This is a genomic window from Desulfolutivibrio sp. (assembly GCF_036584575.1).
Classification (GTDB): domain Bacteria; phylum Desulfobacterota; class Desulfovibrionia; order Desulfovibrionales; family Desulfovibrionaceae; genus Desulfolutivibrio.
In genome coordinates this window covers 64624-78901 of record NZ_JAZHDB010000066.1, presented here as the reverse complement: position 1 = coordinate 78901, position 14278 = coordinate 64624, and the positions used below count along the sequence as shown (strand labels likewise).

At 61.7% G+C, this 14278-nt stretch carries 14 protein-coding genes and 1 pseudogene; 2 read left to right on the top strand and 13 right to left on the bottom strand.

Annotation, left to right across the window (positions count from 1 at the left end; all coding sequences use genetic code 11):
* The 3 genes and pseudogenes from V3572_RS05185 to yedF all read right to left on the bottom strand — a co-directional run.
* A partial coding sequence (locus V3572_RS05185) for a pseudouridine synthase (RefSeq protein WP_332109918.1) occupies positions 1-641 on the bottom strand: 641 nt, incomplete at its 3' end.
* Positions 642-716: 75 nt separating this feature from the next.
* Positions 717-863 (bottom strand): annotated as a pseudogene (locus tag V3572_RS05180) (S4 domain-containing protein); the annotation flags it as partial.
* Positions 864-919: 56 nt separating this feature from the next.
* A complete protein-coding gene (yedF, locus tag V3572_RS05175; protein WP_332109917.1) occupies positions 920-1528 on the bottom strand; it encodes a sulfurtransferase-like selenium metabolism protein YedF in 609 nt (202 codons plus the stop codon).
* Positions 1529-1746: 218 nt separating this feature from the next.
* On the opposite strand from yedF, the gene ade reads away from it, so the two are divergent.
* Together ade and V3572_RS05165 are read left to right on the top strand one after the other, a co-directional pair.
* Positions 1747-3498: an adenine deaminase gene (gene ade, locus V3572_RS05170; protein ID WP_332109916.1), complete on the top strand. Its 1752-nt coding sequence runs from the start codon at positions 1747-1749 to the stop codon at positions 3496-3498.
* 418 nt (positions 3499-3916) lie between these two features.
* Positions 3917-4726 carry a DNA alkylation repair protein gene (locus V3572_RS05165; protein ID WP_332109915.1) on the top strand — a complete coding sequence of 270 codons (810 nt, stop codon included), beginning with the start codon at positions 3917-3919 and terminating at the stop codon, positions 4724-4726.
* 539 nt (positions 4727-5265) lie between these two features.
* On the opposite strand, the gene V3572_RS05160 is transcribed toward V3572_RS05165, so the two are convergent.
* From V3572_RS05160 to V3572_RS05115, 10 genes are all read right to left on the bottom strand, one after another.
* Positions 5266-6189, bottom strand: a complete 924-nt coding sequence (locus V3572_RS05160) for a manganese-dependent inorganic pyrophosphatase (RefSeq protein WP_332109914.1) — start codon at positions 6187-6189, stop codon at positions 5266-5268.
* Positions 6190-6340: 151 nt separating this feature from the next.
* Positions 6341-7075: a PTS sugar transporter subunit IIC gene (locus tag V3572_RS05155; protein ID WP_332109912.1), complete on the bottom strand. Its 735-nt coding sequence runs from the start codon at positions 7073-7075 to the stop codon at positions 6341-6343.
* Positions 7038-7499, bottom strand: a complete 462-nt coding sequence (locus tag V3572_RS05150) for a PTS sugar transporter subunit IIB (RefSeq protein WP_332109911.1) — start codon at positions 7497-7499, stop codon at positions 7038-7040. Before V3572_RS05150 ends, V3572_RS05155 begins: the two co-directional genes overlap by 38 nt.
* 4 nt (positions 7500-7503) lie before the next feature.
* Entirely contained in the window at positions 7504-7938 is a 435-nt protein-coding gene (locus V3572_RS05145) for a PTS sugar transporter subunit IIA (protein ID WP_163302974.1), read from the bottom strand.
* A gap of 83 nt (positions 7939-8021) precedes the next feature.
* On the bottom strand, positions 8022-8903 hold the full coding sequence (gene rapZ, locus V3572_RS05140) for an RNase adapter RapZ (protein WP_332109910.1): 882 nt from the start codon (positions 8901-8903) through the stop codon (positions 8022-8024).
* A 114-nt stretch (positions 8904-9017) separates the two neighbouring features.
* Positions 9018-9470: a PTS sugar transporter subunit IIA gene (locus V3572_RS05135; RefSeq protein WP_332109909.1), complete on the bottom strand. Its 453-nt coding sequence runs from the start codon at positions 9468-9470 to the stop codon at positions 9018-9020.
* A gap of 67 nt (positions 9471-9537) precedes the next feature.
* Positions 9538-10083: a ribosome hibernation-promoting factor, HPF/YfiA family gene (gene hpf, locus V3572_RS05130; RefSeq protein WP_332109908.1), complete on the bottom strand. Its 546-nt coding sequence runs from the start codon at positions 10081-10083 to the stop codon at positions 9538-9540.
* 51 nt (positions 10084-10134) lie between these two features.
* The gene (rpoN, locus tag V3572_RS05125; protein WP_332109907.1) at positions 10135-11568 is read right to left on the bottom strand and encodes an RNA polymerase factor sigma-54; all 1434 of its coding nucleotides are present in this window, start codon (positions 11566-11568) and stop codon (positions 10135-10137) included.
* A 145-nt stretch (positions 11569-11713) separates the two neighbouring features.
* Entirely contained in the window at positions 11714-12235 is a 522-nt protein-coding gene (locus V3572_RS05120) for a KdsC family phosphatase (protein WP_332109906.1), read from the bottom strand.
* A gap of 46 nt (positions 12236-12281) precedes the next feature.
* Positions 12282-13970 carry a CTP synthase gene (locus V3572_RS05115; protein WP_332109905.1) on the bottom strand — a complete coding sequence of 563 codons (1689 nt, stop codon included), beginning with the start codon at positions 13968-13970 and terminating at the stop codon, positions 12282-12284.
* Positions 13971-14278: the final 308 nt, after the last annotated feature.

Here is a 14278-nt window from a genome sequence, read left to right as displayed (position 1 = left end):
ACGGCGTGCCGCGGTTGCCAGATTGCCTGCAAGGAATGGCATGAGCTGCCGGCCATCGGAAGCTCGCCGGGGGGAGGCGAGGTGGAAGCGTTGGGGACTGGCCCGAGCCCGGCGGCGGCCCGCAGGGCCGAAACCTCCTCCGGAGTCAGGGGGCGGAACGTCCCCCGGGGAAGATCGCCAAGGGCGATGGGGCCCTGGGCCACACGCACCAGGCGCAGCACGGTCAACCCCAGGTCGCGGCACATGCGCCGTATCTGCCTGTTGACCCCCTGGATGAGCCGCAGGGACAGCAGGGTTCGTTCCGGGGTCTCGCGGTACAGCACGCTGGCCGTAACCGGGGCCAAGACCTCGCCCTCGGCCAGACGCATGCCCTGGCCCATGATGGCCAGGGTGTGCTCGCTGACCTGCCCGCGAACCAAAACATGATATATTTTCGGAACATGTGTCGATGGATGGGTGAGTCGGTGGGTGAGTTCCCCGTCATCGGTGAAAAGCAACAGCCCCTCGGAATAAAAATCCAGACGTCCCACGGTGAAAAGGCCCTGGCGGGGGATTTCGGGAGGCAGGAGTTCGAAGACCGTGGGCCGCCCCTGGGGGTCGGAGGCCGTGGTCACGGTCTGTACGGGCTTGTGGAAAACCAAATAGGTATGCTTTTTTTGCGGAGAAAAAGCCACTTTTTGGCCAGAAACGACAACAGTATCTCGATTGGGGTCGATTTTGACCCCTGGCTCACGGATCAAAACCCCGTTAAGGAGCACTTTTCCGGTCAAAACAAGCTCATCAGCCCGTCTTCTGGAGCAGATACCGGCCTGGGACAGGGCCTTGTTGAGCCGAACCCCCTGGGATTCGTCGCTGTGCGCCAGGGGGGAGGTGTCGCGTGTGGGATGGGCGATGGAGGGACTCCGGGCCGGGATATGGCCTACACCTGGAGCACCTTGGTGGCCAGTTGCAGGCTGGTGACCACGTCGAGCATGTTGGTGGTCTGGCCGACCTCTTTTTTGTCCAAAATCCCGAAAAAGTCCAGGCAGGTGCCGCAGACCAAAATGGTCACCCCGGCCGCCTCGAAGGCCTTGAGCCTGTCCAGCACCGGGCTTCCGGCCACGGCCAGCCTGACCGCGCCGTTGACCATGACGATGCGCCACAGGCTCTCGCCGAGTTCCGGTAGGGTGGCCAGAAAATTGACCATGAGTTTTTGCCCTAGGATGTCGTCGCCCCGGCCGATGGCGTCGGACGTGAGAAAGGCCACGATCTGTTCCTTGGCGGCCGGGGAGTCCCCGGACACGGGGGCAGGGGAGTCGGCCGGGGATGCTCCCTGGCGGGTTCCGGTCAGGACATGGCCGCCAGCCACGGGCGCGATCTCCACCTGGTATTTCTTGGCCGCAAGAAAGCGGGCCACGTTCTCCTTGGCCGCCTCGTTGTCCACGGTGGCGGCGATGACCTCAGGGGATTCGGAATCGATGGCGTCCTTGCACCGCAGCACCGGACCAGGGCAGGCAAGTCCACGGCAATCCAGGGATATGGTCTTCATGGGGCGTCCTTTTTTCGTTCTGTGCCATTGTCCCATCATATCCCCGGCGCAAGGTCAAATAGATATAATATATCGCTAGATTGTCGTTTGATCGGAATTGTCGATACCGCAGACATCAAGCATTACTTTAACTCTACGGTTGGTCGCACGACCATCTTCCCACGCCGACGGATTGTGGTATGGTCCATCCGAAGAAACATCCCTGGAGCGCCGTAGTTATGGACAAACCGCCTTTTGACGCCTCGGCCCGGCTGGCCCGGCGCATTTCCCTGGCCCTTGGCGAAATCCCGGCTGATCTGCTCATTACCGGCTGCCAGCTGGTCAACGTCCTGTCCGGCGAGATCCATGCCGCAAGCGTGGCCGTGGCCGACGGCGTGGTGCTCGGGTTTGGAGACTATCCGGCCCGGGAGGTGGTGGATGCCGGGGGTCGCTTTCTGTGCCCCGGCTTTCTCGACGGGCACATCCACATCGAATCCACCCTGTTGTCGCCCCCGGAGTTCGCCCGGGCCGTAGCCCCGCACGGCACCTGCGCCGTGGTCTGCGACCCCCATGAGATCGCCAACGTCATGGGCCCGGCTGGCATCGAATACATGCTTGCGGCCAGCCGGGATCTGCCCTTGACCTTTTACGTCATGATGTCGTCCTGCGTCCCGGCCACCCACATGGAGACCTCTGGCGCGGCCGTCACCCCGGAGGACATCCGGCGCATGCTGGCGGCACAGTATCCCTATGCCGACCAGATGCTCGGCCTGGCCGAGGTCATGAATTATCCGGGCGTCCTGGCCCGCGATCCGCAGATGTTGGCCAAGCTTGAGGCCGCCAGTGGCAGGGTGGTGGACGGCCACGCGCCCCTTTTGACCGGAAAACGGCTCAATGCCTATATCCTGGCCGGGCCGGGCTCGGACCATGAATGCACCCGCCTCGACGAGGCCCGGGAAAAACTCAGAAAGGGCATGCAGGTCATGATTCGCGAGGGCAGCACCGAGCAGAATCTGGCCGATCTGGCGCCCCTGGTGACCCCGGAGAATGCCTGGCGGTTCTCCCTGGTCAGCGACGACCGTGACCCGGTAGACATCAAAAAACACGGGCACATGAACGAATTGGTGCGCCGGGCCGTGGCCCACGGGATTTCACCGGTTGCGGCCGTGGCCATGGCCTCGATCAACACCGCGCGGTATTTCCGGCTGCATGGCAGGGGGGCCGTGGCCCCGGGCTACCGGGCGGACCTGGTCCTTTTGGACGACCTGGAGACGTTCGCCGTTTCCCGGGTCTGGCTTGGCGGCCGGGATGTCCGGGACCTCAATCTTGCCTGCCGCGAAGTTCCCGTCCCGAAAAACACCATGCGACCGGCCCAGGTCACCCCCGAGACCTTTCGCATCCCGGCCAGACCAGGCCGGGTGCGGGTTATCGGGCTTGTGCCGGGGCAGATCGTCACCCGGTCATTGATCCTTGATCCGACGGTGGAAAACGGGCTGGCCCTGGCCGATCCCGAACGCGACCTGGCCAAGCTGGCGGTTATCGAGCGCCATCACGCCACGGGCAACGTGGGCCTGGGGTTTGTTCAGGGGCTCGGGCTGGCGGCCGGGGCCATCGCCGGAACGGTTTCCCACGATTCCCACAACCTCATCGTGGCTGGCGTCAACGATACGGACATGGCCTTTGCGGCCCAAACCCTGACCAAGGTCGGCGGCGGATTCTGCGTTGTCAGAGGCGGACGTATCCTGGCCGTTGTGGAGCTTCCCGTGGCCGGGCTCATGTCCGCCGGATGCCTGGACGAGTTGGAAAAGTCCCTGGCCGATCTTGGCGAGGCCTATGCCGCCGTGTCCGCGCCGGAGAAAGCCGACGCGCATCCGTTTATGTCCATGTCGTTTCTGTCCCTGGCGGTCATCCCGGAACTCAAACTCACGGACAAGGGCCTTGTGGACGTGGAATCCTTTTCCATGGTCGACCTGTTTACGACCGAATCCTGATTTCGAACCATGGCTGGCCTGAGCGTGAACTCGTCACGGGCAAACGCCTGGGTTTCGGGCATGGACTGCGGCAATGCTTGAGGACAGACAGGATGCGTTTGCGGATGCGCTTCCGGCGCCGTCGCCTGAAAGGGGCAAAACGTCGTGTCGCGCCGTCGCGAGACGACGGCCGACGTAGTTCCCGAGTCTTTTCGAATCCTTGCGTCCTCGTTGTCGTTATTAAAGTTTACATAATTTACATTATGGGACATTGGTCTCCGCACCGGAAGAGGGGGAAAAGTCTGCCGGTGCGCACCCTGTCGCCGGGAACGCAATCTGCACGGGGCCGCGCGATGACGGTCGCTGCCGGGCTTTTCCCGTTTCAAAATGCGCCGCCGCCAGACGGCCCGTTTTCATTCAGAACCTTGAAGGTCGTGTCATGCCAAAGCCCTCGACCCGGAAACAATCCGTCCCGAAGCGCCGTACCGGCGCCGTGCGCCGGGCGGACATCCCGTCCCACGTTCTTGCCGCGCTCAACGTCGGAACCCTGGAATCCGCCACGTTGGCCGAGGGGCTGGCCGTGGATTATGCCGCGCTTCTGGCCGCCGCCGTGCCGGATTTGCCCTCGGCGTTTTGTGCCGAAATGGCCGCCGCCGCCGACCTGGGCATCACCCGGCGCATGAACTTGGCCGCCAGACTCCTTTTGTCCCACGGCGGGACTGCCCTTTTGCCCATGCTTTCCGTCCACGCCTCGGACACCGTGCGCGGGTTCGCCTGTTTCATCATCGGGCTGGCCTCGGACCTGGCTGCGGCCGACAGGCTCGCCGCCATCCGACCTTTGGCGGACGATCCCCACTTTGGCGTTCGGGAATGGGCATGGATGGCTATTCGTCCCCATGTGACGCCTGATCTCAGGACATGGATCACCATGCTTGAACCACTTGTCCATGAACAGTCGGAACGGCTGCGCCGGTTCGCCATCGAGATCACCCGCCCGCGCGGGGTGTGGTGCGCCCATCTTCCCGAACTCAGGCGCGATCCGGCCCCAGGATTGACTCTCCTTGCGCCCGTGCGGCATGATCCCGCCAAATACGTGCAGGATTCCGTGGGAAACTGGCTCAACGACGCGGCCAAGGATCATCCGGACTTTGTCCGCGACCTGTGCGAAACATGGGAGCGTGAGGGAGATTCCCCGGCCAACCGGCGGATACGGTCCCGGGCGTTGCGCAGCATCACGGGGGACGGATAGACGCCTGGGGCATGGCGGTCATGCCAGTGCCAGCGCCGCATCTGCCGTAGGCCTGACCGTCGTCGTGGCCGCAGGCGCGCCCTGCCTGCGTGGTCCCACGGCCCGGGCAGCCTTTAACGGCTGAAGCCGCCCTGGACACCCCCAATAGGGGTGTTTTACATTCTTATAATATGTAATATTCCAGATAGATAACTTCGAAGATCCAAGAAATGAAAGGATAACGAACCGCTCAGTGCGGTTTCAACGACGCAGTAGCCTCAAGGTTGATATTCGGCCAACTGAAGCTGATCCAACCGGAGGTTTTCGATCATCCCAGGAACCGCCAAACGTAGGGAGTCCCCAGGCAGAACCGGGGGGGCTCTTCTTATGAGTGTGCCGAGGAAGTATTCGCCTGACTCCGCCGTCCTCGCAGGGCCTCGGCCATAGGCTGGCGTCCTTGTCCGGCTCGAAACGTGCCGCCTCATCCCGGTACAGCGCGCAAAAAAAGCGAAGCGGCCCGAAGGCCGCCCCGCTCTCACTCACATCGCATCGAAACGAATTTAGGCGAAGGCCTTTTCGAAGGGAGGCACGACCTGCTTCTTGCGGGACAGCACGCCGTCCAGCCACACGGACTCGCCCTTGACGTCCACGCCGAAGGCCTTTTTGACCACGGCCGGATCGTCGGAGACGATCAGGAGCTCGGAGCCTTCCTTCATGATGTCGGTCAGAAGCAGGAACACGCTGTGGTTGCCGTTCTCGGCCTTGACCTTCTTGCAGTCGGCCAGGAGCTGATCCTTGATGGGCGTCAGGATGGACAGGTCCACGACTTCCAACTGGCCGATGCCGACCTTCTTGCCGGACATGTCGAAGTCCTTGTAGTCACGGAAGACCAGTTCGCGGATGGGGGTGCCTTCCACGGCGGACTTGACCTTGAACATCTCCACGCCCAGGGCCATCATGTCGGTGACGCCGACGATCTTGGCCAGGGCCTCGCAGGCCTTCTTGTCGGCCTCGGTGCAGGTCGGGGACTTGAACATGACGGTGTCGGACAGGATGGCGCAGAGCATGATCCCGGCGATGGGCTTGGGGATCTCGATGCCGGCGAAGTCGTACATGGACTTCAAAACGGTACAGCTACAGCCCACGGGCCAGACCCACATTTCCAGGGGATTGGTGGTGGTCACGTCGCCCAGCTTGTGGTGGTCGATGACGGCCACGATCTCGCCCTTGCCCAGGTTGTCCAGGCTCTGGGACAGATCGGTGTGGTCAACCAGGATGATCTTTTTGTCAGTGGCGTCGGTGAGAATCTCGGGGGTGGCCACGCCGAACTTCCCAAGCACGAACTTGGTCTCCGGATTGATCGCGCCCTGGGTCACGGGGATGACATCCATGCCGCATTTTTTCTTGAAGTAGTCGGCGGCGCCGATGGCAGTGGCGACGGTGTCCGTGTCCGGATTTTTGTGTCCAACAGCATAAACAGCCATATTCAGTCCTCCTGATGGTTTAATAGCCTTGTGGGCTTCGTCTCCGGGAAAGCTTGTGAATCTTATCCCAATCTCTGGATTTTGCCAAGGGTCTTGGCCGGGGAAAATGCGGGCGGCTCGAGATTCCTGATTCTGTGCCCGGAACCGAACCTTAAGTCAACACCAGGAACCACAGAATGCTCAAGCCCACCCCCACGGACAACACCGCATAGGCCGGGCGATGGCGCAGGGACAGGACGCCTCCCAGGCTGCCCAGAATCCACAAATGGGCGAAGGACTTGGACTGGTGTTCCAGCAGTGGGCCGATCATGGCGAACAGCAGGTTGCCTGCGGCCAGAAGTCCGGCCAGGGCCAGGGCGTACAACACCCCGCCGATGAGGGCCATGTCCGTCAGGGAACGCAGGATGAGCCGTCCGGGCGAGAGCACGAGCCCTTTCCGGGCGGCGGCGTCAGCGGCCTTGGCCAGCGCCGAGGTCTCGAACCGGCGGTGGAACGCCTCCAGGCGGGCGAAGATCAAGGCCAGGGGCAGGGACATGACCACTGCCGCCAGAACCCCCGGGGCCTCGGTCAGGCCGAAACATCGGGCCAGGGTCAGGGTGGCCAGGGTGGCCGCAGCCTGATTCGGAGGAATGAACGTCCCGGCGGGAAACAGGTCGAGCCAGAACAGCTCAAAAAAAATGGCGATATTCATGCATGTGGGGATGTCCCCGAAGACCGCCCCGTAGACCAGTCCCACGATCAGGGGCCGGTCCAGGGGGAACAGATTCAGCGAGAAGCGCAGAAAGGTGAACAGGACAAAAAAAAAGCGACGATGAGGATGTGGGAGACAAGCCCGGTATCGATGTGCATCAAAACGCCCTCGGCAGTTCAGAGTCTCCCGGAACACACCGGTAATCGATCTTTACGCCATTTTGGACGAAAAAACGCAGGCACGTCTCGTCTTCCTTGCTTAAGGCCACATGGGGGCATATCTGCTTTTTCCCTGCCGCATAGTGCAGATTGCCCAGATTGAGGCAGGTGAATCCATAGCCGCTTTCAAAGGCGGCCCGGGCGTCGGCGCAGGAGGAAAACAAAATGAGGGCGTCCATGTCCTGCCGTGCGCTGCCGGAAAAAAACGCGGTCATCTTGGCGACCGGTAAAAAGACGATGTCCACGCCGTCCGGGATGGCCAGGGACATGATCTCCTGGCGCAACATGTTGCCCGCAAGCTCGTCGTTGACCACGGCGATCATCCGGGCCCGGGTGTGCGGCAACCAGGTCTCGATGACCTGGCCATGCACCAACCGGTTGTCGATCCGCACAAAATGCATGGCGTCAGCCCTCAGCCACCTTCTTGCGCAACACCTCCCCCGCCACCACGATCCCCTGGCATCCCGCCTGTTTGGCGTCCACGGCCAACTTTTCCAGAGGGGTCGTTCGAGAGGTGAGGATTTTGATCAGCATGGGCAGGTTGACCCCGGTCAAGACCTCCAGGCGGCCGGTGCCCAAAAGGGACAGACTCAGGTTGGTGGGCGTGCCGCCGAACATGTCCGTGAGCACCAACACCCCCGCCCCGCGATCCGTGGCCGCAATGGCCTCTTTGATGGCGGAAAGGGTCAGTTCAACCTCATGGGAGATGTCCACGCTGATGCTTTGACAGTTCTCCTGGGGGCCGATGATGAATTCAGCGGCTTTGAGCAGCCTGCCGCCAAAATCGGTATGGGTGGCGATGACCACCCCGATGGGGAGGGATGCGGAATCTGCTTTCATGTCGTTCCGGTCGGTCGGCTGCGGATGTTGTGGGGAATATACCGGGCCATACGCACTCCCGGGCCGCATCCGGCAGGTCGTGGTCAATCCTTGTCGATATGCCGATGCTCCAGGGAAACAGTGTATCCGGCCTTGGACAGTCTGTCAAAAACAGCCTCGGCCACGGCCACGGAGCGGTGTCTGCCCCCGGTGCATCCCACGGCCACAGCCAGCCGGTAGCGGCCTTCCGTGGCGTACAGCGGCGCCAGATACAACAAAAAGTCGTTGAGTTTTTCCAGAAAGGTGCATCCCGGTTCGCCGCCCAGGACGTATCGGGCGATTTTCGGGTCTTTGCCGGAAAGGGGGCGCAAGGCGGCGTCGAAATAGGGGTTGGGAAGAAATCGCAGATCGAAGATGAGATCCGCCTCGCCGGGGGGCCCGTACTTGAAGCCGAAGGACATGATGTGAATTTTGAGGTGGCCGCTTTTCCCGGATAAAAAGCTCCACTTCTCCTGGAGGGTACGTCGCAGGTCATGGATGGAGAAATTGGTGGTGTCCAGAATCAGGTCCGCAGCGTCGCGCAGGGGCGACATGCGTTCACGTTCGACATGCACCGCGCGTTCCAGGCCGAGACTGCTGCTTTCCAGGGGATGCGGCCGCCGGGTGGTGGCGTAGCGGCGGATGATTTCCTTGGTGTCGGCCTCGAAAAAGACGATCTGAATGTCGGCGCTGCGGTTTTTGATCTGGGCCAGGGCCTCGCCCCACTCCCGGTCCAAATCCTCCTGGCGCACGTCCATGCCCAGGGCCAACCCGCGATAGCGGGTTTCGGCCTGTCCGGCAAAAAGCTTGATCAGAACCGGCGTCAGGCTGACCGGAAGGCCGTCCACGCAAAAAAAGCCGAGATCCTCGAAAATCTTGAGCCCGCTGCTCTTCCCCGATCCGGAAAGGCCGGTGAGGATGATGACCGGAAAGACATGTTCGGACATGGCCGTCTCCCCTTTCCCGCTTTCGGAGAACACACACCGTCGCACCACACCGGCACGGCCTCTGGCGACACCCGCCCCGGCCGTGCCGTCAGGCGCAGGGATCACGACAGGGCGTTACGCCGCCTCGGTCAAGACCCGCCACAGCCCCTGCCGTCCCTCGGCATGCAAAAAGGCCTCGCGGAAGCTTTCTTCCGAAAGCAGCCGGGAGATGTGGGCCAGGATGCGCAGATGCATCCCGGCCACATGTTCCGGCGCAATGACCAGAAAGAAAAGACGGCACGGCTTAAAGTCCAGGGCGTCGAAGTTGACGCCCGTGAGACTTCGGCCGACGACAATGATGATGTGCGACAGTCCGGGCATTTTGCCATGGGGAATGGCCACGCCGTCGCCGATGCCGGTGGTCCCCAGCGCCTCGCGTTCCAGAAGCACCCGGTGGGCCTTGTCCACGTCGAAGTCTTCAAAGGCCACGCCGATGGGGGCCACCAGTTCGGCCAACACGTCGGATTTGTGTACGGACCGCATATCGTCCAGGACGAATTCGGGCCGCAGATACTCCTCAAGCTTCATTTTTTCGCGTTACTCCCCGAAGACCTCCCCGCCAATGCGGTCATGGCCCGGACGTTTTTTTTCGGCGTCAGTTGCCGGTGCCAGGGTCGATGAGCCCGAAATCGCCCTTCTTGTGGCGGTAGATGACGTTTATCCGCTCGGTCTCGGAATTGAGGAACACCAAAAACTCGTACCCCAGGGTGTCCAACTGCATGGCCGCTTCATCCACGGACATGGGCTTGGGCTGGTAATGCTCGGACTCGATGATGGTCCGCTCCCGGGGGCCCGACGCGGAATCGGTGAAGCTGATGACGTCGGATCGCACGGATTCGGCGCGCTTGCGACGGTCCTTCTGCTTTTCGCGCATCTTGCGCACCTGGGCCTCGAGCTTGTCCAGGATGAGGTCGATGGTGGAATACATGTCCTCGGACTCTTCGTGAGCCGAGATGTGCAACAGGTCTGCGGTGAAAACGATGTCCGCCATCTGCCGGGTTTTCTCCACGCTCAGATTCACCTGGAGCTCGGAGGAATCGGTGTTGGTCATGTATTTCGTCAGTTTGTCAAAACGCTTGCGGGCGTAATCGCGAAGATGATCCGATGGTTCGAAATTCTTGAAGTTGAACGTGATGTTCATGGGGCGCCTCCTGTATGTTCGGCCGTGACGGATCACGGCGTGACGGGCGAATCAAAACATTTCCTTGCGCTTGGATGACGAGGCGATGTCCATGGCCGTGCGGTACTTGGCCACGGTGCGGCGGGCGATGTTGATCTGCAACCGCTCCTTGAGGATGTCCGCGATGGCCTCGTCGCTGATGGGTTTTTTCGGGTCTTCGGCGGCGATAAGCTGCCGGATGGTGGCCTTCACCGATTCCGAACCCACGGTGCTGCCGTCGTCAAGCTCCAGGGAACTGTTGAAAAAGAACTTGAGTTCGAAGATGCCGTGGGGCGTGGCCGTATACTTGTTGGACGTGATGCGGCTCACGGTGGATTCGTGCATGCTGATGTCTTCCGCCACATCTTTGAGGATGAGCGGACGCAACTTGTTCACGCCATCTTCAAAAAATCCCCGCTGAAATTTTACTATGCTCTCAAGAACCTTGTAAAGGGTGCGCTGGCGTTGATAAAGGCTCTTCATGAGCCACTCCGCCGACCGCTTCTTGTCCTGGATGTAGTCCCGATCCTTGTCGCCTTTGGGAATGACGTCTTCGAGATACATGGAATTGAGCTGGAGACGCGGCATCCCGTCCTCGTTGAGCAGGATGATGAAATCGTCGCCATATTTGTAGATGTAGGCGTCGGGGCTGACGAAGATGGGCTCGCTTGAGCCGAAGCTTGCCCCCGGCAGGGGATCGAGGCTCTGAATGGTGTCCAGATAGACCTTGAGCTGCTCCATGGTGATCTTGAACTTCTTCACCAGGGGCTTGTAGCGGCGGGCCTCCAGGTCTTCCAGATGCTCCGAGACGATCTCGACAAGGATGGGATCGGTCAGGCCCAGAACCTCCATCTGCACCAACAGGCATTCGCGGGGGCTCCGGGCGGCCACCCCCACGGGGTCCAACCGCTGCACCTTGTACAGCGCGGCCTCCACCTCTTCCGGCGTGGTCCCGGTCATGTGGGCCAGTTCCTCGGCCGTGGCCGACAGATATCCCGAAGAATCCAGGCTGCCGCAGATGGCCTCGCCGATGGCCAGTTCTTTTTGCGTGAAGTGCGACAGGCGCATCTGCCAGTCCAGATGGCCTTCCAGGGAGGGCTTGGAGGACAGGCGGGCGTCGAAGGCCATGCCGTCCTCGGGAATTTCCGTCTCGCGGAGGTGGGACTGGACCGGCGTGCTGGCGAAATCGCCCAGGTAGTCGTCCCATTCGGCGTTTTTGATCAGCTCCTTTTCGATGGCCGTATCTTCGCCGCCGGGCTTGGGGGCGTGATCGTCTTCGGCCATCTGCCGGTCGCCCTTCTCCTCCTCCAGAACTTCTTCAAGGAGAGGGTTTTCCATCAATTCCTGCTGGATGCTCTCCATGAGCTCCAGCCTGGACAGTTGCAGAAGCTTGATGGCCTGCTGCAGTTGGGGAGTCATCACCAACTGCTGCGAAAGTTTGAGTTGTTGCCGCAGTTCCAGCGCCATGGAATCTCGTTTGTACCTTGTGCTCTCGATTGAAGATCATGCGGGCGAGACAGCATCCGCCCGCGTCACGCCTACGGCCTGGGCCGCCTGCGTAGTGCGATTTATGACACAGACGCCGCGCCCTGGCAACTCGCAGACCCCGGGGCTATCGCTCCCATTTTCGCCACAGCCCCTGGAGTTTTCCCTGGGCCGAAAGCAGAAAACGGATGGCCTCGCGCACGGCCCCCTGTCCTCCCGGACGCCGGGATATCCACAGGGCCATGCCCAGAATTTCGGGCTGGGCGTCGGCCACGGCCATGGGCAGCCCCACCCGGGCCATGACCGGGGCATCCACCCAGTCGTCGCCCAGAAAGGCCGCCTGTTCAAAGGCCAGGCCCCTGCGGGCCAGAATGTCCTCCAGGATCGGCAGCTTGCGCAGATGGCCGCCGTGGTATTCGGCAATCCCCAACTCCCTGGCCCTGGCGGCGGCCGCCCCCTGGTCCAGGCCGCTGACCATGGCCACTTCGATGCCCGCCTCCTGGGCCAGCTTGATGCCCAGGCCGTCATGGACGTGGAAGCGTTTGCGGATGGCCCCGGCGGCGTCATACACAAGTCCGCCATCGGTCATGACCCCGTCCACATCCAGAACCAGAAGCGCGATCCGGCGCGCCCGGGACATCAGGTCCATGGCCTGGCTCCACCGCATGACGTCCCGGGCCGGGATGCACGACGGATCATGCCTTGGCCGCCGGACACGGAGGGCACTTTTCGGACGTGGAAGCGCCGTGGCCTGCCTCGCGCCGGGCCACGGCGGCCTTGATGAATTCCCGGAACAGGGGATGGGGGCGCATGGGGTTGCTTCTGAATTCCGGATGGAACTGGCAGCCCAGAAACCAGGGATGGTCTTTCAGCTCAACGATCTCCACCAGTTCGCCGTCCGGGGACAGGCCGCTAAACGACAGGCCGACCTCCTCGAACTGGTTGGCGTAGACCTTGTTGAATTCGTAGCGGTGCCGGTGGCGTTCGGAGATTTCAAGCTCCCCATAGGCCGCATAGGCCTTGGTGGCGGGCTTGACCGCACAGGGATAGGCCCCCAGGCGCATGGTGCCGCCCATATCGCCGTCAGCCTCGCGGCGCTCGATCTTCTTGGTGCGGAAATCGAACCATTCCTTCATGAGATAGATGACCGGATGGGCCGTGGTCACATCGAATTCCTCGGAATTGGCCCCTTCCAGGCCAAGCACGTGGCGGGCGAATTCGATGACCGCGCACTGCATGCCCAGGCAGATGCCGAAGAAGGGAACGCCCTTGGTGCGAGCATATTCGATGGCCGCGATCTTGCCTTCGATGCCCCGGGAGCCGAAGCCGCCCGGAACCAGGATGCCGTCCACCCCGGCCAGCTTTTCGGCCACGTTGTGGGGCGTGACGGTCTCGGAATTGACATAGACCAGTTCCACGGCTGCGTCATTGGCCACGCCGCCGTGCATCAAGGCCTCATGCAGGCTCTTGTAGGCCTCCTTGAGGTCCACGTACTTGCCCACGATGCCGATGGTGACGGTTTTTTGCGGATTGGACATGCGGCAGATGAGGTCGCGCCAGGAATTGAGCTCGGCGTTTTTGGCCGGAAGCCGCAAGAGGATGGCGATTTTTTGGTCCACACCCTCGGAATAGAGGTTCAGCGGCACCTCGTAGATGTTTTTCACGTCCACGGCGCAGAACACGGCGTCGGCGTCCACGTTGCAAAAAAGGGCGATCTTGTCCTTGATGTCGCGGTTGAGGTCCACCTCGCTGCGGCAGATGATGATGTCGGGCTGGATGCCGAGGCTGCGCAGTTCCTTGACGCTGTGCTGGGTGGGCTTGGTCTTGAGCTCCCCGGCCGCGCGCATGTACGGCACCAGCGTCAGGTGGATGTACAGGACGTTTTCCTTGCCAAGGTCCGAGCGCATTTGGCGGATGGCCTCCAGGAACGGCTGGCCCTCGATGTCGCCCACGGTGCCGCCGATCTCGATGATGGCCACGTCCTCGTCTGTGGCCACGCCCAGGATGGCCCGCTTGATCTCGTCGGTGATGTGCGGAATGACCTGGACCGTACCGCCCAGGTAGTCGCCCCGCCGCTCCTTGCTGATGACCGAGTGGTAGATGCGCCCCGAAGTGAAGTTGTTGTTCTGGCTTAAGGACACGCCCAGATAGCGTTCGTAGTGGCCGAGATCCAGGTCGGTTTCCGCCCCGTCGTCGGTGACGTAGACCTCGCCGTGCTGGAAGGGGTTCATGGTTCCCGGGTCCACGTTGATGTAGGGATCGAGTTTTTGAATGGTTACCTTAAGCCCCCTGGCGATCAGCAGCGCCCCGATGGAGGAGGCGGCCAATCCCTTGCCCAACGAGGACAAGACGCCCCCGGTGACGAAAATAAATTTGGTCTTCATGCGCTCCCGACTCCCTTGTTGTCATGTGTTCCATCGCCATCCGGCGCGGCACCGCATGTATCCCAAACACGGTGTTTGGGCCATCACTTTTTTCCCGGCAAACCCGTGGAAAATCCTGGATTTTCCGGTCAACGCAAGGCCAAAGGGCCTTGGTGCGGGCTCAGCCGGAAAGCGGATACGGGCCTGGGCCGAAGAACCGGGCGCAGCCTGCCGGGTTCGTGTTGACGCCATGATCCGGGCCATTTATGTTCCGCCCCGAAACCTAAGCGACCAGCCGTATTTTTTCAAGGAACCCCCCCGGAGGAATC